The 23,319-nt window shown below is 43.9% G+C and carries 20 protein-coding genes and 1 pseudogene; 6 read left to right on the top strand and 15 right to left on the bottom strand.

The window, feature by feature from the left end:
* Window positions 1-108: 108 nt before the first annotated feature.
* The 5 genes and pseudogenes from L1028_RS21495 to L1028_RS21475 all read right to left on the bottom strand — a co-directional run bounded on the left by L1028_RS21495 (window position 109) and on the right by L1028_RS21475 (window position 5,218).
* Window positions 109-1,347: an RICIN domain-containing protein gene (locus tag L1028_RS21495; protein ID WP_234539450.1), complete on the bottom strand. Its 1,239-nt coding sequence runs from the start codon at window positions 1,345-1,347 to the stop codon at window positions 109-111.
* A 263-nt stretch (window positions 1,348-1,610) separates the two neighbouring features.
* The gene (locus tag L1028_RS21490; RefSeq protein ID WP_234539554.1) at window positions 1,611-2,414 is read right to left on the bottom strand and encodes an acyltransferase domain-containing protein; all 804 of its coding nucleotides are present in this window, start codon (window positions 2,412-2,414) and stop codon (window positions 1,611-1,613) included.
* Between the two features lie 30 nt (window positions 2,415-2,444).
* Window positions 2,445-2,690: pseudogene (locus tag L1028_RS21485) on the bottom strand (glycoside hydrolase family 95-like protein); the annotation flags it as partial.
* 558 nt (window positions 2,691-3,248) lie between these two features.
* Window positions 3,249-3,521, bottom strand: coding sequence for a hypothetical protein (locus tag L1028_RS21480; RefSeq protein ID WP_234539444.1), 273 nt, complete (start codon window positions 3,519-3,521; stop codon window positions 3,249-3,251).
* A gap of 704 nt (window positions 3,522-4,225) precedes the next feature.
* Entirely contained in the window at window positions 4,226-5,218 is a 993-nt protein-coding gene (locus L1028_RS21475; protein ID WP_234539441.1) for a M23 family metallopeptidase, read from the bottom strand.
* Between the two features lie 191 nt (window positions 5,219-5,409).
* Between L1028_RS21475 and L1028_RS21470 the strand changes: the two genes are divergently transcribed.
* The gene (locus tag L1028_RS21470) at window positions 5,410-6,117 is read left to right on the top strand and encodes a response regulator transcription factor (protein ID WP_234539437.1); all 708 of its coding nucleotides are present in this window, start codon (window positions 5,410-5,412) and stop codon (window positions 6,115-6,117) included.
* A 4-nt stretch (window positions 6,118-6,121) separates the two neighbouring features.
* A complete protein-coding gene (locus L1028_RS21465) occupies window positions 6,122-7,885 on the top strand; it encodes a sensor histidine kinase (protein WP_234539435.1) in 1,764 nt (587 codons plus the stop codon).
* A gap of 77 nt (window positions 7,886-7,962) precedes the next feature.
* Here L1028_RS21465 and L1028_RS21460 read toward each other — a convergent pair whose 3' ends face one another.
* Window positions 7,963-8,610, bottom strand: a complete 648-nt coding sequence (locus tag L1028_RS21460; protein WP_042186601.1) for a hypothetical protein — start codon at window positions 8,608-8,610, stop codon at window positions 7,963-7,965.
* A 127-nt stretch (window positions 8,611-8,737) separates the two neighbouring features.
* The gene (locus L1028_RS31350; RefSeq protein ID WP_279306897.1) at window positions 8,738-8,863 is read right to left on the bottom strand and encodes a DOMON domain-containing protein; all 126 of its coding nucleotides are present in this window, start codon (window positions 8,861-8,863) and stop codon (window positions 8,738-8,740) included.
* A gap of 146 nt (window positions 8,864-9,009) precedes the next feature.
* On the opposite strand from L1028_RS31350, the gene L1028_RS21455 reads away from it, so the two are divergent.
* Window positions 9,010-9,375, top strand: coding sequence for a VOC family protein (locus tag L1028_RS21455; RefSeq protein WP_234539433.1), 366 nt, complete (start codon window positions 9,010-9,012; stop codon window positions 9,373-9,375).
* Window positions 9,376-9,819: 444 nt separating this feature from the next.
* Here the strand turns inward: L1028_RS21455 and L1028_RS21450 are convergent, their stop codons facing one another.
* The gene (locus L1028_RS21450) at window positions 9,820-10,689 is read right to left on the bottom strand and encodes an SDR family NAD(P)-dependent oxidoreductase (protein WP_234539431.1); all 870 of its coding nucleotides are present in this window, start codon (window positions 10,687-10,689) and stop codon (window positions 9,820-9,822) included.
* Window positions 10,690-10,823: 134 nt separating this feature from the next.
* On the opposite strand from L1028_RS21450, the gene L1028_RS21445 reads away from it, so the two are divergent.
* The 3 genes from L1028_RS21445 (at window position 10,824) to L1028_RS21435 (ending at window position 13,179) form a co-directional block, all read left to right on the top strand.
* Complete coding sequence (locus tag L1028_RS21445) at window positions 10,824-11,273, top strand: MarR family winged helix-turn-helix transcriptional regulator (protein ID WP_234539429.1); 450 nt, start codon at window positions 10,824-10,826, stop codon at window positions 11,271-11,273.
* A 97-nt stretch (window positions 11,274-11,370) separates the two neighbouring features.
* Window positions 11,371-11,952, top strand: coding sequence for a TetR/AcrR family transcriptional regulator (locus tag L1028_RS21440; RefSeq protein WP_234539427.1), 582 nt, complete (start codon window positions 11,371-11,373; stop codon window positions 11,950-11,952).
* 24 nt (window positions 11,953-11,976) lie between these two features.
* Window positions 11,977-13,179, top strand: coding sequence for an MFS transporter (locus L1028_RS21435; protein ID WP_234539425.1), 1,203 nt, complete (start codon window positions 11,977-11,979; stop codon window positions 13,177-13,179).
* Between the two features lie 286 nt (window positions 13,180-13,465).
* Here L1028_RS21435 and L1028_RS21430 read toward each other — a convergent pair whose 3' ends face one another.
* The 7 genes from L1028_RS21430 to L1028_RS21400 all read right to left on the bottom strand — a co-directional run.
* A complete protein-coding gene (locus L1028_RS21430) occupies window positions 13,466-15,376 on the bottom strand; it encodes a beta-N-acetylhexosaminidase (RefSeq protein ID WP_234539422.1) in 1,911 nt (636 codons plus the stop codon).
* Between the two features lie 62 nt (window positions 15,377-15,438).
* A complete protein-coding gene (locus L1028_RS21425) occupies window positions 15,439-16,299 on the bottom strand; it encodes a carbohydrate ABC transporter permease (RefSeq protein WP_423803073.1) in 861 nt (286 codons plus the stop codon).
* 56 nt (window positions 16,300-16,355) lie between these two features.
* Window positions 16,356-17,228, bottom strand: a complete 873-nt coding sequence (locus L1028_RS21420) for a carbohydrate ABC transporter permease (protein WP_234539418.1) — start codon at window positions 17,226-17,228, stop codon at window positions 16,356-16,358.
* Window positions 17,229-17,260: 32 nt separating this feature from the next.
* Entirely contained in the window at window positions 17,261-18,592 is a 1,332-nt protein-coding gene (locus L1028_RS21415; protein WP_234539417.1) for an extracellular solute-binding protein, read from the bottom strand.
* A 105-nt stretch (window positions 18,593-18,697) separates the two neighbouring features.
* Window positions 18,698-20,242, bottom strand: coding sequence for a response regulator transcription factor (locus L1028_RS21410; protein ID WP_234539414.1), 1,545 nt, complete (start codon window positions 20,240-20,242; stop codon window positions 18,698-18,700).
* Between the two features lie 37 nt (window positions 20,243-20,279).
* Complete coding sequence (locus L1028_RS21405) at window positions 20,280-22,061, bottom strand: sensor histidine kinase (protein WP_234539412.1); 1,782 nt, start codon at window positions 22,059-22,061, stop codon at window positions 20,280-20,282.
* Window positions 22,062-22,389: 328 nt separating this feature from the next.
* On the bottom strand, window positions 22,390-23,319 hold a 930-nt coding region (locus tag L1028_RS21400; protein WP_234539408.1), incomplete at its 5' end, for a reverse transcriptase domain-containing protein.

The following is a 23,319-nucleotide window of genomic DNA, read 5'->3' as shown; positions in this document are numbered from 1 at the left end:
GCTCAGGCTGTCGAGAAACCCAAGGCCATCCAGTGAATTGGGTTTCTCGTCATTCTGAAAAACGGCACTCTGCCGTTTTTCTTGAACATGATCGTATAATAAATCCTTTTAGTTCACTTTAGTAAAAAACCATTTCTGAGCATCGCTTCCATTATCCGTCCACTGCTGAACCGCTGCACCATCTGCCGTTGAGGCTCCGTTTACATCCATGGCTAATCCACTCACTTTAGAAATTAGTTTGTAGTATCCACCCCCTACATCTACAATGCTCCACCGCTGAGCGTTGGTACCATTGTCATCCCACTGCTGCAACTGTACGCCGCTGGCGGTTGATGAGTTCGGTACATCCAACACTTTTCCACTATGCACTGCTGTCAGCTTATAGTAGCCGTCTCCCGTACTTTCCACCTTGAATTTCTGATTATTGGCTGTGTAATTGGTCCATTGCTGCATCTTTGCTCCGTTTGCTGTAGATACATCTACAACGTCGAGAACCTTACCACTAGCCTTATCAGCTAAAGTATAAATTCCGCCACTCACGATGCTTGAGTTAGGCGTAGTCTGATACACACGTACGTAATCAACCAGCATTTGTGCAGGGAAAGCAGTTGAACCGTTTGGTCCTCCAGGCCAATCCCCACCCACTGCAAGGTTTAGCAGAATGAAGAAAGGTTTCTGGAATTCCTCCGTATTTCCAGTTCCGTTCTCGATATAAAAAGCATTATATTGGTTGCCATCTACAAACCATTTAATATAATTCGCATCCCATTCCACGCTGTACACATGGTACTGAGAGAAATCAAGATTACCGGAAACCTGACCATAACTAGCATGCCCATTGGCATCCCAGTGTACCGTCCCATTAACAGAAGCATTATTGTTCACATGCTCCATAATGTCCGTTTCCCCAGAATTCGGCCAACCCACCGAATCAATATTCGATCCCAGCATCCAAAACGCCGGCCAGAGTCCTTGGCCTGAAGGCAGCTTGATTCTAGCTTCGATTTTTCCATAGGTAAAACTTTTAAGTCCCTGTGTTTTGATCCGTGCAGAGGTATAATTCATTCCTCCATACGATTCTTTTTGCGCTGTTATTGCTAGATTGCCACCTGTTACCTGCAGGTTCTGTGGACGACTGGTATAATACTGAAGCTCATGGTTTCCCCAACCGTCGATACCCGTGCCGATTTCAGCCAACCAATTATTAGTATTCAGAGAATTCCCGTCAAATTCATCGCTCCATACCAGATTCCAGTTCGAGGCTGCACTTGAATGACCAGTAGGCACTAGAGCAATCATAAGTGTGAACAGCAGAAATAGACTTAGCATTTTTCCTTTTCTCAACATCGTCGTCTCCTCCTAATAAATGAAAAAATCATAGGACACAGAAATGCTTAAGACGATATCTGCCCAGAGTCAGCCCAATGGAATCACCTCTTTGATCTTATTGATTTCATTGCACGGCGCGCTCGCACATTTGAAACCGGTTTCGTTTTTGGATAAAATAAGACGCTATCCCTAGAACCAGCTATTACAGCCAGAGTCAGGTTAACGCTCACTTCATTTGCAGTGTACGTCTTCACTATCCGTAATATGCCAAGATTTCAGCCTTACTTATGTACTTTGATTCCGTAACCACTACCTAATATACCTCCTGTAATTAAAAAAGCCTTTGCACTCCGTTGCAGTTGGGTGTTCTCTTCGTACACTTGAGGGCTCATACTTAGTTTATTAAATATTCTTTCTTCTGCTTCCTTGGAACTTTTATCAACTTCATAAATGTAGAACCGACTTTGAAACTGAATAATGTTCGATTCTGGGTTCAATACCTCACTTAGTTCCGGATCAAGCAGCCATGAATGACAAATAAACACTGGAGTTATACCTCTAAAAAAAGCTCTGGCTAACTGAAAGGATTCCTCCACACTTTGAACGGATAAAGGCTCTCCCGCTGGAATGTGCACATTAAGCACGATCTGATTGGTAAAGACTTTACAACCATCCACGACTAAATCCCTGTCCATCGCAAAAGGTTGAAATTGCATTCTTCCCAAACGAAATAGACGAAGCTGAACATGCTCTTGCAGCCAGTTGTATTCTTCAATACCATATTCACCGTGATCACGCAGACATTGCATGCACCAGATCTGAATATCTGAGAACGTATCATAATAGATCTCGTCCTCAATGTTACGAATACGATACTCTTCATAAGCATCTACTGCGAATCTCACAAATAAATATAATAGTAGCTTCCGATAGCCCTCTGATGCTTTCACAGATTCAAAAAAAGAAAATCTGTCAGAATAAAAATGTTGTTTATAAACAACATATTCATCCTCTTTCATCTGAAACTCATAAACCTGCTGTCTAGCAGCTGGATCAAGCTTTATTCTTTCACACAATGCTCTCATGTTCACTATAAAACCTCCTAGAAGACCACGTTAAATCATAGCCTTCAAATATGCATTCTCACACGCTGGAATGCTAAATTCATAACTATAGAATCCATAGCGTGCTGTGCGTAATATAGAATCAAGTGCTTCTGTTGTCAACGGAATCGTTGACCGCACTCTGCACAGTCCACCATTGTCAGACCCTATTGTAACCTCAGCTAACTGGCCATTACTCCACGACATATTCACTGTGTACCCGTTTCTTGCATGCAATCCTAATACACTTCCCTCACGCCAATGCGGCGGCTGCGGGCCGCAATTTTATCGATTTGGAAGATTGCGCGAGAATAATTAATGGTTGTATCCACCATATAAGAATGCCCATCAAAAAGATTAGAACCTCAGCTCCATTCCGTAATCTTGCCCACAATGCCATCCACCTCTAGTTTAAAGATATCGCAGATATGGTTTGCTATAACAATCAATATTATTTCAGTAAGTATTTAAACTCATTACAGGCTTAATACCTAGTGAATTCAAAAGCGCTTCTGAAGTGAATTGACTCTACGGATTGTAAAAACTCATAAAATAAAACAAAGAAACGGCATTTCTGCCGTTTCTTTGTTTTATGGATGGCCAGGGCTCAGAGCCTATTTTACTCCAATCCATGCTCTTTTCGGATGTTATACATGCCTTGAACAAGCAGCTCGGAAGGATCCCGATTCAATTGCATTCCTTTATTGGCTTCAACACGCTTTAACACTTCCAGAAGATCTTTTTCCGTGACAGCAATTGCTCCAACATTTTTTCAAACTCTTTAATGGAAATCAATGCATTCCATAGCCTTTAGCTCTAAACCGCTCTCAATTTCCAGGCCATAAGTTCCTTGAAGACTTCTTTGTAATTTGTATTATTGTCTTGAACTAATATTTTATGAACATCATCTGAGGTAATAAATATCTTTTTACCGTAAACCGTAATTTCCCATTCATAATCCATTCCTGTCATTTTAGTCACCTTGAACAAATCCTTGCATACCCTATTCGCCTCGTCGTTAATGGCCTGTATTGCTTGTGAGAAATGCTCAAGTCTTCCCATATCAACCGATTGATGAATTAAAGTCACTCATTAAACCCTCCTAATGTCGTATGTATGCCTTAACATACTACTATTTAATGGTTTAAATTGGAATAGGTGTAAAATGTCGTGAATTTATTGACGAATAAGATCAAAAAATAGTAATACCTATCGATAAAGAGTGATTATACGGGATTAAATCCATAGGCAACATGATGACCGATAGAGAGAATGCTCGCTCCCTGTCTTTTTTAGAAACAAAAAGGTGGATTACGGATATGCATAACCAGATCGATCTTTATAAAAAAAATATTTTTGACAACTTGAAGAAGTTTAGCCGTATTAAACATAAAGAACAACATCAACTCTTATCTAAAAAAACAAAACCGCATTGGTTTAAAGAATAGCTGGGAACGTTATTCGAAATGCTTCGTAATCGAACTTTCCAACCTATTACCCATCAGATCTTCCCTCTATCGGAAGCTAAGGTGCTAGGCAGAAGAGGTCCTGTAATTATTTGAGCAGGACTTAGGTAGTGTTCTGATGGACGCTCCGCAAACGGACCGTTGCTCCAATTGCAGTGGTATCCAGATTTAAATTACAATTTTCCCAAGAGGAAAAAATCCGGATACCAAGGCAACCGCGACCGCTTCTCCGCAATCGTTCCGTTCTCTCCGCTGCCTACGGTTTTGGTTTGTAAAAAAGGCTGTTATAGTCGTTCGAAAAGCAACGACTACAACAGCCTAGTATTTTTAAGGCGCTTTTATAAAGGTGCCTTGTTCATAATCATCCGCACCCTTCCATTTCACCCGTAGTGACTGAGTAGTGAATAGCTCCGCACTGTTAGCAACTTCAAAGTGAAGATGGGCTTCACTGGAATTTCCCGAGTTTCCGCATTTTCCTAGTATATCCCCGACTTTCACAACATCGCCGACTTTGACGCTAACCGATCCTTTTTGCAGATGGGCGTAGTAGCTGAACTCTCCATTGCCATGATCAACTATGACATGGTTCCCGGCGATTTGCTCCGTATTCTCGGTGCCCACAGGATCATTATCATGAATGTCATTAACTACCTTCACGACTTTGCCTGCTCCTGCAGCTAACACAGGTTTTCCATAGGCGTAGTAGCTCTCATTTTTCTTAGGATCGCCTTTATAGCTGAATCCATTGTTCACGACGATGAGATCATACGCATACCGCTGCTGCTCAGCTCCATAATGATAATTAATTAACTCATTCGAGCCTCCCCAAAAAACAAACCAGTTCCCTTTAATAGGAAGCTGAAACGTAGTTTTAGTACGCTGTACATCAGTCTCCGGATATTTTTGCATCTTACTGAAGAAGAGAAATTCTAACTTACCCTTACTGTCAAACATCGCTTGTATCGTGTTAACACCTTTAGGATCGGTCCAGGCATAGTAGTGCGTGTTGTTTAGAGCTACATGACTCACCACTTTATAGGATGTAGCATTCTTATGGTAAAGACTAGCTTGTTGCTTAAACTCTTTTAAAGCATATTCTTTCTTATAAGCCGCTCCTAACTGCCCATAGATACGATCATACTTCTGTTGCTCCAGCAGTTGGAGTAATTGGTCCGGCTTAAAGGCAGACGTTTGGGATTGCGCAGATACTGCTACAGGGTTGGTGGAAGTCGCTGAGACGGTGACTGAGAGTGAACCTAATGTCAGTGAGCTAACGACACTAAGCAGCATTAAGCTTTTTGGATTTAAGAAATGATTCATTGATTTCTCTCCTTTATATTGGATTCTTAGCTAAGTGTATGTGACAAGGTTTAACACCCGCGAAACGAAATCTTACGATTGTATTAATCTGGAGGGTATAAATTAAGGCTCTGTTAAGATTTCAATTGCGCTGCTGGAACCCAACAAATGGTATAGTAATTTCATGCTAATTATAGGGAGATCAGGAAGAGATGAATCCATCAAAAATCCTAATTGTGGATGATGAAACGTCCATACTTAAGCTACTAAAAACCGTATTAAATAAAGAGGGATTCCTATTTATCGATACGGCTGAAACAGGTGAACAGGCCATGCTAGCCTGCCGAACTACGAAGTATGACCTGATCCTGCTGGACGTTATGCTGCCAAAGCAGAGCGGTTTCGAGATCTTTCCATGGATTCGGCAAACGACGGATGCCCCTGTCCTTTTTTTGACGGCTAGAATCGGTGACTTCGATAAACTTACAGGATTTGCTATCGGCGGGGACGATTATATTACGAAACCATTCAATCCATTAGAGGTAGTTGCACGAGTCCGAGCACAGCTTCGTCGATATCATAAAGCTAATGAACTTCCGGCTGTGAAGCCGATTTACACCTTCCGAACCTTTCAAGTAGACGAATATGCCGGAGAGCTTCGCGTGAATGATGTCTTGGTGGATTGCCCGGCGCAGGTGTTTCAGCTTCTCTTGTTTTTTTGTCAAAATCCCAATCGGGTATTCAGTAAAAAACAGTTGTATGAGCATGTATGGGGCGAACAAAGCTTTAGTGATGACAATACGGTCATGGTTCATATCCACCGTATTCGCGAGCGTATTGAGCCAAGTCCAAGTGAGCCCGTTTACTTAATAACGGCGCGTGGATTAGGCTACAAGCTTGTACAAGAATCTGAGGACTGATGCGATGAACATCAAGAAACGGTTTATTTTTCAATACATTTGGCAATTGTTATTTGTCGGCCTTCTTCTGACGGTACTAATTATAGGGACATTTACTTTAAGCGTTGTGAAGCTGGAACGTCTGGATCAGAAATTCGACTTCATTAAACCCAGTTTGCCTGTGCTTACAGATTCCATTACAAAACAAAACGAGACCATAAAGTTCGATCCAAAACTTCTTGCTGAGGTTAAGCATCAGGGAGGCTGGCTACAGGTAGTTGATCAGGCTGGAACAACAGTGGCTGCCTACCACAAACCTAAGGATGTGCCGGAACGTTACCATCTCGGTGAGTTAATGAGCTACTGGAGAGCGGAGAAGGACTTCCCTTACGGACTATATGCTTGGATTCAAGAGCTGGATGGACAAAGCTATACCCTTTTATATGGAGTGAGCAATGATATTGCAAAGTTAAAAGAAAATCTACTGCAGCAAGTGACCTGGAGTACGGGGGAAATCGAAGTGAACGAGACTTTCAAGCAGCAACTAAATGCTGTTCATGGGTCCATCGAGCTGCTCGATGATAATGGAAAGGTGCTCGGAGGTTATGGTGTAACGTACAATACACCAGAACACTATAATCTTCAAGAATTGATGCTTCGTAACCAATATCCTGAACGTTATGGCACGCAATTATTTACGGTGTATGATCCAGCAACAAACAACACTTGGATCATTCACACGCCACTAGCCGCTTCTGTGGCTTCATGGACGAATGGCGATACGTATAGAGAAGATATTCAGATTTTCTTTTGGAATGCTGTAGTTATGCTTGTGATTATACTTCTTCTATTCTTGCTGCTAGCGCTTTGGTATGGTCATCGGTTCGGCACACCTATCTTGCATATGATTGATTGGCTTCATCATTTGTCCAAGGGAGAATTTCAAGAACCTAAGGGTCGTAATCCGAAGGGACTACCTCTTAGCCGAAATCGTTCTGGACGCTTAAAAAAAAGATTCCGCAACCATACCGAAATGATGGATTCCTTAGCGCATCTAACAGACACGCTGCAAAAGAACGAGCAGATTCACAAGCAGCTGGAGACCACAAGAGAAGAATGGATTGCTGGCGTATCTCATGATATGAAGACACCCCTTTCTTCCATATTGGGGTACGCTCATCTAATGGAATCGGACACCTACGAATGGTCACAATCAGAAATTCGTGAATTCGCTACTATTATGCGCGAGAAATCCGCTTATATGGATGAAATGATTAACGATCTGACTTTAACCTATCGACTCAAGAATGATGCCTTTGCCTTTGATTTGATCCCGACAGATATGAATGAATTCATCGAACAAACGGTTCAAAAGTGGAGACAACACCCACAATTCACCCATGTTCCGATTCATTATTCGGCTTCGGAAGAATCGATTACCTATACAATCGACAGTAAATATTTCAGACGCATACTGGAGAATCTGCTAGCCAATGCAGCCCTTCATAACCCTGAAGGTACCCTGATCCAGGTCTCTTTAGTTAAGAATACAGCCTCACAATTTGTGATTCGTATCCAAGATAATGGGGTTGGTATCGATGCAGAGACGAAAGATCTGCTATTTGAACGCTATTATCGCGGCACGAATACAGATGCGTTAAATCAGGGGACTGGACTTGGGATGGCGATCTCCAAGCAGCTTGTAATCCAGCATCAGGGACAGATTGAAGTAGAGAGCTCACCTGGAACTGGAACAACAATTTCAATGATCTTTAACACGGCAGGATAAATATCAAAAGAAACAACAAAGAAACGGCATTGCTGCCGTTTCTTTGGGTTATGGATGGCCAGGGCTCAGAGCCTATTTTACTCCAATCCATGTTCCTTACGGATGTTATACATGCCTTGAACAAGTAGTTCGGAAGGATCCCGATTCAATTGCAAGTGCGTTAACAATAAATGCAGTGGGAACGCACATACGTTATTCCCATCGCTTATCGCTGGAAATCCAGCCTCGAAAACCGGACCTAGTTTTTCGTTCCAAGCTAGACCAACATGTACATCCTCTGGCGCGAATTCTTCGGTGATTTCTTTTATACATTGCGGAACTAATACATTGTCTATGATCGCTTTAGCTTCTTCTTCACTTGAAGGCGGCTTTGGAAGCGTTTTGCCTCCCTCAATCTTCATCAGATCAACAAAGAATGAAGCCATCCATGCTGCAGGATCCTTACCCGATTGGAATCTTGCAATCAATTCACGCAGAAAAAAGCCACAAGAATAGACATGGTCTAACTCAGACTTTACGTGAAAAACAAAAACCGGGCCGTAGGCCTCCATATTCAACACTTGTCCTTCAACGTCTTGAAAGTGCACTCTCAAAGCTACGAGACCGTTATGATGAACAGCCATCACTAGCTTATTCATATCCTCCTCAGACATTTCTGGATCATTGGTTATTTCCTCGTTCTCGTTTAATGTTTCTTCGTTCTCATTTGTTATCTCATTGGTCATTTTAAATTCCCTCCCGCTCCTATCATACCATCTAGTGAATTGAACTGACACTTTAATAATAGACAAATTCCTACCAGTTGAGGAGAAAATAAATAAACGGCATCTCTGCCGTTTATGAAATAGTCTCTTAATCCATCAGGTACAGGTCCCCGAAGGCATTAACATCCTTCGAAGAACCTATGCCACTATTGTATTCCAGCCAGACTCTCGCCCCGTCATTATCATTGACCAGCAGCGAAAACTTAAGCTTCATTTCTTGCTTCACCTGTGTAAGCGTTTAACACTTATGTATTCCTTCGTGAATTAGGTTTAATGTTACGAACTTTTAGTGAACAAGAAAGCGTATAATTAAGGAGAATCAGGCTTGTCATAGAATAGATAGAGGAGGACATTACAATCATGAAATTGAGCATGAATTGGATAACGCTTAGGGTGCGCGATCTGGAGGCTTCCCTTGATTTTTATAACAGAATCCTGGGGCTTCCCATTGAGCGCAGATTTGAGAGTAGAGGAAAACAGATTGTTATGTTGGGCAGTGTGGGTCAGCCCAAAATCGAGCTTATTCAGGGTAGCGACCCGGCTCTGAAGCCAGAATGCGGCGTTTCTGTTGGTTTCGAAGTGGAATCGCTCGACGAAGCCATAGAGTATTTGAAAAGCCAAGGTATCCCCGTCGCACGCGGACCGATCACGCCAAATCCCCATCTGCGATTCCTTTATATACTGGACCCGGACGGCTTCGAGGTGCAGTTAGCGGAGCATAGCTAGGCTAGCGCTTGCCCCAGTGCTAATCAAGCAAAAAAAAAAAACCATGCAAGAAATGGGACTGACCCCATAACGTGAGACAAATCAAAATACCTTCAAGAGAATGGAACCTTGTCGTATGATAGGGGATAATCTTGGAGGTGTTTTTGCATTGGCAACCAGAGTAAGTTATCCCGTGGAAATAAAGATGAAGGCTATAGAAATGAGATTAGCAGGAGCACCTGTAAAAGAGAAGGTGTTTTGATCCCTGTCTCACACAGGGGGGTCAGTCCCAGACATCCGCCAATTTCTTCTTATAAGTTCCCTCCCCTTTAGAAGATAAGCTTATAAAAGATCACTCACTTCCACTAGGAATTCTTGTCTTTCGACAACGCATACGAACGATTTCAATACAAAAAGGAGCTGATACTATTGTAGAAAGTTCTACTTTAGGATCAGTTCCCCTTGTCATTGAGTTATCTGATGTATTACTAATCGCGTATCATTCCATAACTTAATCTGCATTTCCTTATCTCCACCTGGATGTACGGGTACAATTGGATTGCCTTTTTCAACATTAAAATATCCCCCTGTGGTTTCCTGATATTTAGGATCGATCATTAAACGAATAATGATATCAGCTCCCTTACGTGGATTCCCTATATGAAGAATTTTCAATACACGCTCAAGGATAGTTGCAAACCACAACTCACGCCCCAAACCCGTTACATTAAAACCTGGATTTAATGCGTGAACAGTAACTCCGGTCCCTGTGAATTGGCGAGCAAGTTCAGCGGTAAACATGATATTCAGCAGCTTTGTTTTTCCATAGATCTCTGACGAGCCTCTGGCCGAAAAATTAGATGTATTTATTAAATCCTCGGGAAGCTTAAGTTCTCCATGATTGCGTGAAGCTTCAGAAGCCACATTTATAATTCTTGCACTTCCCGCTGCCTTCAATGAATGCTGTAAAGTATGAGTCAATATCCATGGGGCAAAATAGTTCACGGCCATCATTTCTGATAATCCTTCAGAAGTGATCCGCTGTTCAAAAGCATGAAGTCCTGCGTTATTTACTAACACGTCTATCTTAGGATATGCATCAGATATTTCTTGCCCTAAACGACTGACATCCCTTAATAAGGATAAATCCCCGTAGAAAAAATTTATCTCAACTGTAGGTACGCTTTCTCTTATCAATTTCTCAGTAGCTTCTGCGCGACTTTTACTCCTTGCCGTCAGAACAAGATGAGCCCCACGCTTTGCCATTTCAATGGCAACGAGTTGTCCCAAACCGCTTGTAGCTCCAGTAATTACAATGATCGGCTCTGTCGTCATCTTCATTCTCCTTTACAACAAATTGTCGAAAATATATAATTGATATATGTCAACTATATGCAGATGATTGATATATGTCAACTAATTAAAAATAGGAATCTTTTGCATAAAAATCTAGGTTAGGTGGTTAAACCATGAATATCGAACGCAAAGATACATTAAGAGGACAACTCGAGCTAAAGCTCGGTGAACAATTGAATGCCCTTATTAGCGCAGCGCATGCGCTTAATGTCAGAACTGCTGCCTCTTTCGATTCCTCTATACAACCTGCAGCTTTCCATATCGTCCGTTGGCTGTATTCCTATGGTCCGACTAGCGCCTCTACCTTGGCGGAAGCAACAGCTATGGATCGTAGCTCGGTCAGTCGTCTTCTCAAACAGCTTGAGATTTTAGGGTATGTTAAAAGGGAAGACTCTCCTAAGGATCGTCGAGCTATCCTTCTTACGCTCACAGATCTTGGACGACACAAAACCTATGATTCGCTGCAGGATAAGGAGTTCGTATTTTATGAGCGCATAGCGCAATGGAATAATCAGCAGCTTGAAACCTTTACCCAAATGCTTAAGGAATTCAATGGATTTTAGCCGCCTTACTGTGCTCTGAAGTTAAATTTCATTTGCATAAAACAACTAATTTTGTTAGTATAACTGACGAACGTTCGTTAATATCGAGGTGATTTTTTTGAAAAGAAAAGAAATTAAAGACATCGCTTTGAAATGTTTCACAACTCATGGTTATGAGGGAGCTTCTTTGTCTCAAATTGCTGAGCAAGTCGGGATGAAAAAACAATCTCTTTATGCCCATTTCAAAGGGAAAGATGATCTTTTTCTACAAGTCTTACAAGATGCAAAAGAAACAGAAATCTCATCCAGACTACAATATTTGAGTAAGGTAGGGACTCAAAATCCTAAAAAAGATTTACTAGGATATCTGCAATTGGTTATTGATATGTTTCAAAAGAACGAGCAGTTAAAGTTTTGGCTGCGTATCTCTTTTTTTCCACCGCCCCATCTTGCTACAGCGATTGATGATGAAGTTATCGACACGGAGAAAAAGATTCAGCCCGTACTTGAGAGCAAATTCCAAGCTTGGATCGATGCCAAAGTCATTAGGGAAGATGCAGCCTCCATCCCTACTTTTGCCTTCTTGGGTGTGGTAGATTCGATCATGCTAGAGCTTGTGTATGGAAATAATCAAACACGCTTAAATGAAAAACTGAATGCCTCATGGACCATATTTTGGAGAGGTATTTCACAGCTATGATTTTACAAAGAGAGGTATTACTTCATGAAGAAACCATTAAAAGAACAAAAAACAGTCTTACTCATTCTGCTAAGTAATATATTCATTGTCTTTCTAGGCGTTGGACTTATCATCCCTGTTATGCCATCCTTTATGAATATTATGCATTTGTCAGGCAAAACGATGGGGTATCTTGTAGCAGCATTTGCGTTCGCTCAACTACTCATGTCTCCTCTGGCAGGGCGATGGATTGATACTTACGGCAGAAAAAAAATGATCGTAATCGGCTTAGTACTCTTCAGTGCATCGGAATTGATCTTTGGTTTAGGCACACATGTATCCGTTCTTTATTTCGCCAGAATTCTTGGAGGGATTAGTGGTGCATTTATTATGCCTGGTGTCACTGCCTATGTTGCAGATATTACTTCAGTAGAGGAAAGACCTAAGGCAATGGGTTATGTTTCTGCCGCCATTAGTATCGGTTTTATTATTGGCCCCGGAATCGGAGGTTTTATTACTGAACTAGGTATACGTGCTCCATTCTACTTTGCTGCTGGCTTTGCCTTAATCACCTGTATTTCGTCGATATTTATTCTAAAAGAACCATTATCCAAACAGCAGCTTTTGGAAATCAGTAAGCTTAAAAAAGATACCAACTTTATCACTGATCTGAAACGATCGTTTCACCCAGTATATATTATTGCCTTTATAATAGTTTTTGTGCTTGCCTTTGGTTTATCAGCATATGAAACTGTATTCAGTCTATTTTCTGATCATAAATTCGGCTTCACTCCACGAGATATTGCAACCATCATTACAATAAGCTCAATCTTCGGAGTGGTTGTGCAAGTCTTTTTGTTTGGTAAAATGGTTGATAAACTCGGTGAAAAGAAGCTCATCCAATTATGCTTAATTGCTGGCGTAGCCTTAGCGGTAGTATCCACCGTAATCTCTAACTACTTAATCGTTCTGCTAGTAACCTGCTTCATCTTTCTCGCATTTGACCTACTCCGTCCAGCATTAACGACCTATTTATCAAAAACGGCTGAAAAAGAGCAAGGGTTTGTCGCTGGCATGAACTCAACCTATACTAGCCTCGGTAATATCATCGGACCTGCATTAGGCGGAGTATTATTTGATGTAAATATCAACTATCCGTACCTCTTTGCGGCTGTCATTATGTTTATTGGTCTTCTAATTACGATGGTATGGAAAGAAAAACAATCCGCTAGCGGGTTGGTAAACTAAGGTGAGGAACAAATGCGAATAGTAAGATTTACAAAATAAAAACAGCTCACCCTCTCTGGGGACACGAGCTGCTAAGGCTGTCGAGAATGTCTCGACAGCTTTCTTTATATCTAATCATCTACAGTCTTCACCATATACCAAAAACGGAGCCCAAACCATCACTTCATGACCAGTACCATTGATTTCAATTTACTTGAGAATACTAATGTTATATTAAAGTTAAAAATAATAGGACAGCCACAATCAGCTGTCCTCTATCTATCTTCTTATTCTATAATTCCTCAACCTAGAATGGATTGATCACATGGAAAAAGACGTTAGGCGACGCCATGCGGTAATAATAGCTGCACCAGCCTGTACCTTTGTCGGTGAAACGGTTCGTAGTGCTATACAGCAATCGTTCCTGCTCCAGCTCCTCGATCCGTTCGAGCTTTCCGTCCGCATATTCTAACAGCCTCATGCTCGCTGTATCCAGCCGGCTTACGACGCCGCCGTAACGAATATCGAGTACCTCCCAGCCGAACGGTTTGAACATCGATAGCCATTGCTTCCGGTGTGCGGCGCGAAGCTGTTGCACACTCAGCGAGATTTCGGGCAAAACATCCTCTGCAATCCGCCTAAGCACTGCCTTGTCTCCACTGTCATAAGCCCGCTTCAGCTCAAGACCGATTTCGCTCTTCTGCTTCAGCACCGCACACAGCTTTTGCGGCACCTCGAACAAGTAATCTAGCTCTGCCTCAGCTTTTCTGCGGCTTGCAATTTCGCCTTCCGCCCATGCATAATGAGCCGCCATATCTAGCCCATCAATCTGTTTGTCGAACAGCCCCAGCAGTACATCCTGATACAACAGAAACTTAGACGGATTGCTCTGCTTCTGATTATTTGGTGCAGCTCCCGGTGTCTCGTCCAAATACTTCAGTCCCATGTAAGCATCCGCTTCGATGCCAGTGCAGAACCGAACGCGCTCGGCCAGCGTCTCGTCAGTCGGAGTGGACGTTGAATAGGCATGTTCCGCATAAAACTGCAAGCCGAGCAAAGCGATGTACGGATTGCTCTCCATCCCGTCGTCACCCCACATCGTCGCATAAACTTCCCGGATGCCTTCCTTCTTGCATACCGTCAGCGCTGCATCGGTTGCCGGTAAGGATAGTCCGTAATTGACGCCGAACGTATTGAATACCCACACCGCACCCGCAAAAATGAGATTATTGCCGAGCGGCCGGTGTTTGGCGATCAATGTTTCGTAGTCCTTCTCCTCGACGTGGTTATAGTCCCAGTAAACCATATCTACGTCCTTAGGAATGCGGTTCGACATCTCCTGTGGTATTTGCGTCTCATGGCCGTAATAATCTTCACCGTTCTCCGAAGCCAGCTTCAGGAACATATCGCTCCACATCATCGCTTTCAACCCTAAGCGTCGAGTCACTGCGAGCACCCGCTCCAGATGACCTGTCATAATATCAAAACGGCTCATATGTCCATTGCGATCCAAAAATTTGCCGCGTCCAAGCTCTTCCGCTTCATCCATGCCAATGTGGATTTTCCGGCTGCGGAACGGTGCGCTAATACTGACAATCATATTTTCGACCAGACGATCGGTCTTCTCCGCTCCAACGAGCAACGCGCCTTTTGTATCTTTATATTCCTTGACCGGCTCCCATTTCAGAAACTCCTCCAAATGAGCCAGTGTCTGAATGCTCGGGAACGCTTCAATGCCGAATTGATCGGCGTAATCGTCGATTTCCTTCAACTCCGCCGCCGAGTAGCGGCCGCGCATATAGCCGAAATAAGGCTCGCCTTCTATCTCGTAAGTGTCTTCCAAATAGAGCATGACGCTATTCAAGCCCATCAGCGCCATTTTGCGCAGCATAAACTTGAAGCTTTCAACGGTTAGCACTCCATTGCGCGATAAATCAAACATTGGACCGATCGCATCGAATTGTTGTTGCTCTGTAATTTGAAATAGCTCTCCGCCACTAATCTTCTGAATCAACAATCCCAAGCCGCGGAAAAACTGATGTTTAGCACTATAACGAATATAAGCACTTTTACCATCATAGCCAACTTCCAGTTCTCCTGAAGACGGTTCTATCAAAACGGGAATTCCATCCTCTGACCATTCTGTCTTAAGTTCTGTAAGCAGCACCTGAAGCCCTGATTGAAGCTCGCTCAATTCTCCTATAAAATGTAACTTCACTATCAATCCCTCCACAAGAATGAAATATATATAAGATCACACCAAAAACTCGATCAAGGGTGTTAACCTTTGACCGAGCCTGCTACCATACCTTTCATAATTTGCTCTTGGAAGATCAAAAAGATGACGATGGTTGGTATTGCAGCAATAAACATCGCGCCCATCGTTAAGCTGTAGTCCGTTCCGAATCCGTCGGAGAATAGCGACAAGCTTAGGGGCAGCGTCTTCAGCGCTTGAGAATTAATAAAGACGAGCGCAAAGGAGAAGTCATTCCAAAACCTCAAAAATGCAAGAATTGTAATCGTAGCCACGATCGGTAGGGACAGCGGGAAAATGATGCGTCCGAAGATTCCCCACCAGCCGTTGCCGTCGATCATCGCTGCTTCCTCTACTTCTCTCGGAATGGATACGATGTAGGACATTCCGAGGAAGATAGCAATTGGTAATTCAAATGCCGTATAAGGCAGGATGAGTGACCAGTACGTATTCAGCATCCCGAGCTTGTTCATGAAAATAAACAACGGAACGAGTGTGCTATGAATTGGAATGAGCATGCCTAGCAAGAACAATCCTTTTACAGCTCCGTTCAACTTGAATGGGAACCGGGCAAGCACATAAGCTGCAAGCATGCCGAGCACAATGGTCAGCAGCAGCGCTGAGATAGTAACTATTGTGGAGTTAAGCACCGCCCGGCCCATATTTCCGAGATCCCATGCCCGGGTTATGTTGTCGAGCTGCCAATGCTGAGGCCAGGAATAAGGACGGTTGAAAAATTCCTGATTCGACTTGAATGCACTTATTCCTAACCAGTATAGCGGATACAATGTAATTATGGCATAAAATAACAGGATGATTTTCGCAATTCCGGAAATCGGCTTACGCCACAGCGAGCCTCTCATCTTCTCCGACCGAGCGTTTATCATTACTTGCATAGCGATTCACTCCTTCATCGGCCGGGCCAACATTAGCCGACCGCCCATTACCCGCGTCTCTTCGTGATGATATGATTTAGGCCAATGAGCACGGCGCTAATCAGAATAATCATTGTGGATACCGCAGAGCCGTAGCCGTAACGGTATACCGTAAAGGTGTTATTGTACATATATGTGGCAAGTAATTCTGTCGATTGTGCAGGTCCGCCGCGCGTCATGACGATCACATGGTCGAATGCCTTCAAACTTCCAGATATGCACAGTACGATGGTTACAACAACTGTTCCCCAAATCATCGGGAGCGTCACGAAACATAGCTTCTTCCAACCAATTGCCCCGTCGATCTTCGAAGCATCATTAATTTCTGTAGAAATATTTTGGAGTGCAGCGATGAAAATGATGAGATATGGCCCAATATTTGCCCAGTTAATCGGAATCGATACGGCAAACATATTGATTTTAGGATCGTCTAGCCAAGATCGAGTCCAAGATTCCAGTCCCAGCGTCTCCAATAATTGATTCAGTAAACCGATTTGCGGGTGATAAATATAGCCCCAGATGAGGCCGACGACGACTGTAGACAGCACCATCGGGAGAAATACGGCGGAGCGCATCAACCGATTGAACATTGTGTTTTTAAGCAGGAGCAATGACAGCAGCAATGCGATCGATACTTGACCTATTATTGCCGAGACAATAAGGATCAGGTTATTTTTCAGCGCTCTCCAGAATACAGGATCCTCTAATATCATTCGATAATTATCCAACCCGATAAGCTTGGCAGCACCGAGTCCCTTCCACTCAAAGAAACCGTAGTAAGCTGACCAAAAAATCGGGATGATCGCAAAGACGATAAAGATGAGTAGTGCAGGAAGCAGCGCCATGATGACGAAGCTTCTGCTGCGCAATGATGCAGGCATGGCGACAGCCTCCTTTACGTACTTTTGTCTGATTACTTTTTAGTCGAACGCGCTTGCGCATCCTGCAGTTTTTTAGCTACATCCTCCGGCTTACCGCCCATCATCAGTTCCTGAAGACCGTTGTTGATCACCTCGCCTGCTTCAGCAGATAAATAGGCGTCATATACCGGCGTGATTTCAGAATTCACAGCCAATTCGTAAGCTTTGAAGTAAAGTGGGCTTACTTTCGACTTATCCAGTTCTACTTTGTACATAACCATCGAGTTGCTTTCTGCGATCGCCTTTTGGCCGTCTGGTCCGCTAACTGCGTAGATCAGATCAAGCGCTGCCTGCTTCTGTGCACCTTTTGTATTTTTGTTAAGCGCAAAGCCAGCGCCGGCACCACCGGAAATCGTATTCGCTTTGCCTGCCCCGCCTTCTATGCCAGGCATTGTTGTGACTTCGATAGGTGCCAATTGCTCAGGAGTTGCGGATGCTGCAAGATTCGTAAGCGACCATGCGCCGTTAATCATCATAGCTGCCTTGCCTTGAATGAAGTATTGCTCTGCTTGCGTGTTGTCGATGCTGTTTGCACCATCTTGAAACGCTTTATTGTCAACGAGCTCTTTGTACTTGCCCAAAGCGTCAATGAACACAGGATCTGTAAAAGACGCTCCATCTTGAGCTGCAGCTTTCAAGAACCATTCCGTGCCCGTCACGCGGTCAGCCAACGAACCGATAATCGTCGATTGTGCAACCCATGGTGCTTTATTGCCGAGGGCAATCGGCGTAATGCCGTTGTCGTTAAATGTTTTAATTGCAGCCATCATCTCTTCCCAAGTAGTCGGCACTTTTACACTATGCTTCTCGAAAAGATCTTTGTTATAATACATGAACGAAGTTGCTGACATCCCGAGCGGCGCTGTGAAAATTTGTCCTTTTTCAAACTCATAGCGGTCGAATGCCCCTGCCAAGAAATTGTTCTTCCATTCTGGATATTTATCCATCAACTCTGTAATCGGTTGAAGCTTGTCGGCATCATAGAACTCTTGGGATTGGCTACCCGCATAGACGAAAAATACGTCTGGCATTTCATTTGCTGCAGCCACTGTGCTTAGGCGTTGACGATAACCGTCAACCGGGATCGCTTGCGCGTCTACCTCAACGTCCGGATGCTCCTCTTTATACTTGTCGATCAGGTCTCTAACCGCTTTGGCACGAAGATCGTCACCCGCGAAGTTATGCCATATTGAAATTTTCGTTTTTTCTTCAGAGCTTTTGTTACCTTCATTGCTCTGCTCCTTGTTTCCGCTATTGTTGCAAGCGGTTGCCAAAAGGGCAATCATTAAGATAATTGTCGTTATAAACACAAGTCTCTTCTTCATTCAAATATTCCCCCTTTAGTGATAACCCTAGTATAGATAAGACAGACGAGAAGTCGTAGGGGGGAAAATTAAGCCCTTACGGGGGATATTTTCACCTTCATCGATTCATCTTGAACGATATTGCGAAGGAGTTTCGCCACTGTAACGCTTAAACAGCTGGTTAAAATGCTTCATATCCTCATATCCTACCCGCTTAGCGATCTCGCTCACCTTCGCCGGCGTTTCCTTCAACAAACGGCTAGCCCATTCCATTCTCGCTTCCGTTACATACTCAATATAGTTTTTACCTGTTTCCTGTTTAAACAGCTTGCTAAAATAGTTCGGATTCATATGTACGCTTGCCGCTACCTGCGCCAAAGACAAGCTGTCTGCAAGATGCTCGCGTATATATGCTACAGTTCGGTCAATAGCTTCATTCCTGCTACCGTTTAATCGTTCATACTGTGCATGGATGGCAAGCAGCATCTGCTGCAATGTCTCTTCTGGATTCGCAGTAAGCAGCTTCATGTCCAGCATTTCAAGCTGCGGTAGCTTCGGCATCGATTGACCCACGGATGCCGCTGCACGCTCTAACCAGCGGTACCCTCCAACGATCAACGAATGCAAATACGCTTGAACGGAACTAGGCGTCGCTTCCGTATCCTGCCTAATGCTCGCCAGTTCACCTTTAATCCACTGCTGTACGACTTCTCGGCTCCCGCTTCTCAGAACGGCAGTCAACTTACTCTCCACTTCTTCCGTACAAACGGTCCGCATTCCTTTCCGGTCTTTAATATCCTCATAGGCAAGCATTCTTGCTTCCTCTGCCAACCAGCGGAATGAGGTGGTATATTCAGCGGTGCGAAGTGACTCCCTCAGTTCTGCCACGTTGCTGGCCCATACCCCACATGCGGCAAAAAAAGGCTGGTTATAAACGCGCTCCGCCCGCTCCATCGACGTCTTAACCAATCGCTTCGCGCCCGGCTGTCCCCTGCGGAAAATAAGCAGCCATCCATATTCCCACTCCAGAATAACGCAGCCAAGTGAGTCCCTAATCAACATTCCCGCCTCATTCATTTCACTTTCCGTCTCCTCCTGCATGGTCAGGGGAGATGCAGATGTAACTAGCCATAGCTCTAGCTTCTCCATATCCGATCCGAGCCTCAGCTCAGGATAATAGATCAGCAATTCCTCACTTTCACGCTCCGTCAAGGGATTGTCCCCGCGAAGAAACCGATCTAGCTGCTTCCAACGGAACGCCGTTTGATGGATGGCTCCTTGAAGCACAGCCTCCTGTCTGCTGACGATACGCTGCTTCACACGCATAACCGCAGTCATAATGTCGCCAGGACGGCTATTTTTAAGCAAATAATCACTTATTCCTTCCCGCAACGCTTGCTGCGCATATGCGAAGTCATCGAATCCAGACAATATAACAATTTCAATGTGAGGAAAATTCCGCTTAACCTCGTTAGACAATTCCAACCCCGTCATTCCTGTCATCCGAATATCGGTGAGGATGATGTCAGGACACTCTATCGGAATGCGCATCAGCGCTTCCTCCGCGGAAGCAGCCGGCGCGAGCAGCTCAATACCATTCTCTTCCCATTTAATAACCGTGCTAAGGCCGGTTCTAATGATGACTTCGTCATCTACAATTAGTAGCTTCATGTGCATATTCTCCTTCTTTCCCGCAAACGGTTGCAGCCTATTTAATTTCTGATTGGAGCGGTATAATCGTGAAACTAACTTTAGTGCCGCTTCCTTCTGTGCTTTCGATTCGCAAACCGGCTTCATGCCCATAATGAAGCTGCAGCCGATTATGCACGTTGCGCAATCCGTAGCTGCTCCCCGCCGAGTCATTATTCTTCAGCGGATCAATGCCCAAGTTTGCGCTTATCTTCTCTCTCAACAGGTCCAATCTTTCTCTGCTCATGCCGACACCGTCATCCTGAACAATAAACGTTATACGTTCTCCCGCAGACGCTGCTTTAACGATAATGCTTCCTTTACCCTCTCTTTTCAAAATGCCATGAATCATCGCGTTTTCAATTAGCGGCTGGAGCAGCAGCTTCAGCATTCTCAGATCGAGCAACTCCGCCGGAATATTCGCCTCGTAATCAAATTTATCCGGATATCGAATGGACTGGATCTTCACATAATGATCTACATGCAAAATTTCTTGGCTGATTGCACAATATTCCTGTCCTTTATTTAAGCTGAAACGAAGAAAATCACTCAATGAGCCGACCATATCCGCGATTTTTTCGTCTCCCTTCATTAGCGCCATCCAGTGGACTGACGATAACGTATTGTATAGAAAATGCGGATTGATCTGCGCTTGAAGCGCCGACATATCCGCTTCCTTCTTCAACGCTTCGTTGTGCTTCACCTCATCGGTTAGATTAATAATTCGCGAGCTCATCCGATTATAGCTAATAATCAGCTGTCCAACCTCATCGATCGATGTGACGGGCAGCGTCGGCAGCGGCTCGTCCGGGCTGGAATTCCTAAGAAACTTCGTTAATGCAGACAACGGTTTCGTCACTTTTTGAATAAGTACAAGGACGAACGCGATGACAAAGAGCATGGAAATGCTCACTGCAATTGCAGTTAACGTTAAAAAATACTGGTTCTGCGCTCTGTAAGCTTTTGCCGGAATGATACCTACGAGCCTCCAGTTAACATTCGGCATCTGATAGTGCAGTACTGTACTCCGCTCCTCCGCTTCTCGGTAATCGAACGAGCCCGACTTACCCTTGAATTCAATTATTCCGGGAAAATAATCGTTCAAGTTCTTGTTAGTCGAGTACCCTTCCGGCCCAGCCAATATCCGGTTTTGTCCGTCCAACAGCAGGGCGACGCCTTCACCCTCTAGTCCAGCTTGCTTTAAATGGCTAGAGATAACCGATTGTGTCAAGCTAATTTTAAGCATGCCGATACTGTAATATTTTGATGTGCTGCGAATCGGCCGCGACATCGTAATGACATCCTCTTTGCCGTCCGATGTAACGAAGTGATGCACAGGAGACCACCATTTTGGATATTCCTCATAATAACCGGGATACTCGCTCTGAATATCGGTCCATTCTGATTCAAGGACGGATTTGAAGGAAACGGACGGCTTATTATCTTCATTCGATTCGATCATGACATTGGCGATATATGGTTTGGAAATCGATAATGTAGTAAGTAAATTAACGATGGAGGTTTGCTTTAACAAATCGTGTTCCCGTGTTTTCAAATAGCTTTGGACATCAGGGTGGCCGATGAGGAATAGTGATAGATTCTCGACATCGCTCACCATATTTTCCAAATAGGCCCCAATTTGCCGAAGCGTGTTCATGCCTGAGCTTTTCGCTTTCTCCTCCGTTAAGCTTTCAGCAATATAATAGGAGAACAGTCCCAGAGACAACACCGGTACCAATACCGAAATAATAATCAACAAACTCAGCTTCTGCTTTAACGATTTACCTAACCAGTTTTCCATCGTATCCTCCGTTCAGATTACCTTTATGCTCTGTAGCTAAATTGTAGCTTTCATGACTTCCAGAAAACATGTTTGCGCTTTCATAATAACCTAAGTCGCTCGTCCCGACTAGAGTCTATTGTTGACTTGATGAAGCATTGTCTTGTCTTGAGGTCGTGGATGCACCGGGAGAGAGCACTGGATTACCTGATCGCAAAAAAAAATAGACCGCCCTCTCGCAAAGGAATGCGGTCTATTTCTTAGAAAAACCACTCCACAATCGAGTAGGAGGGGGCGGCTAGCCCCCGACCTCTCACACCACCGTACATACCGTTCGGTATACGGCGGTTCATGAAATATTCCGTAAGAAGTTGTATCTGTCCAATGCGCTCTTTAGTCCATTGGACTCCCAATATTGGTTACTTAATGCACGTTGTAGAATTGGACTTCCTGCAATTCGCCAGTACCCTTTCCGGGTATTTCCCCACTCATAGGCTTTATCCTTAGGCACGCCTAAGGAGATAAGCCTTTTGACTTTGGTTCTCGGGTTCTTCCATTGCTTCCAGAGACACATTCGCAATCTCCTTCGAATCCACATATCTATCGCTTTAAAGGCACTTGGCGTATCCGCCAGCGAGAAATATCCGTGCCATCCCATCAAGTATCGATTGAGCTCCTGGATTCGTTCTTCCATTCGCATCGCTTTCTTCCGGGATGTTATCTCCCGAATTCGAGCCTTCGCTTTCTGCAAGGACTGTTTTGCTATCCTCACCTTCGGCTCTTTATCGCTACTAAAGCTAAACCCAAGAAATTTTCGTCTCCATGGGCGGTCCACCGCACTCTTCGTTTGGTTTACTTTTAGTTTTAGTCTTGTCTCAATGAATCCGGTGATGGATGCCTTCACTCGCTCTCCTGCTCTTAGTGTTTTCACATAGATGTTACAGTCGTCCGCATAACGGACGAAGCGGTGTCCGCGTTTCTCAAGTTCCTTGTCGAGCTCGTCCAAGACGATGTTAGATAGTATCGGACTGAGTGGACCACCTTGTGGCGCGCCTTCCGTTGTCGGTTTTACTAACCCGTTCTCCATTACGCCGGATTGAAGATATTTACGAATAAGTTGAAGAACTTTCTTGTCCTTCACTTTCTCCGAAATCTTCCTCATTAGTCGGTCATGGTTGACGCGATCAAAGAACTTCTCCAAGTCCAGATCAACAACGAATCGGTACCCTTCTTTCATGAATGCTCTAGCTTCCCTTACCGCATCATGTCCTCGCCTTTT

The organism is Paenibacillus pseudetheri, assembly GCF_924513355.1.
Taxonomy (GTDB): Bacteria; Bacillota; Bacilli; order Paenibacillales; family Paenibacillaceae; genus Paenibacillus_AQ; species Paenibacillus_AQ pseudetheri.
The sequence above is the reverse complement of the archived record's forward strand: the minus strand, read 5'-3'. Positions and strand labels throughout refer to the sequence as shown.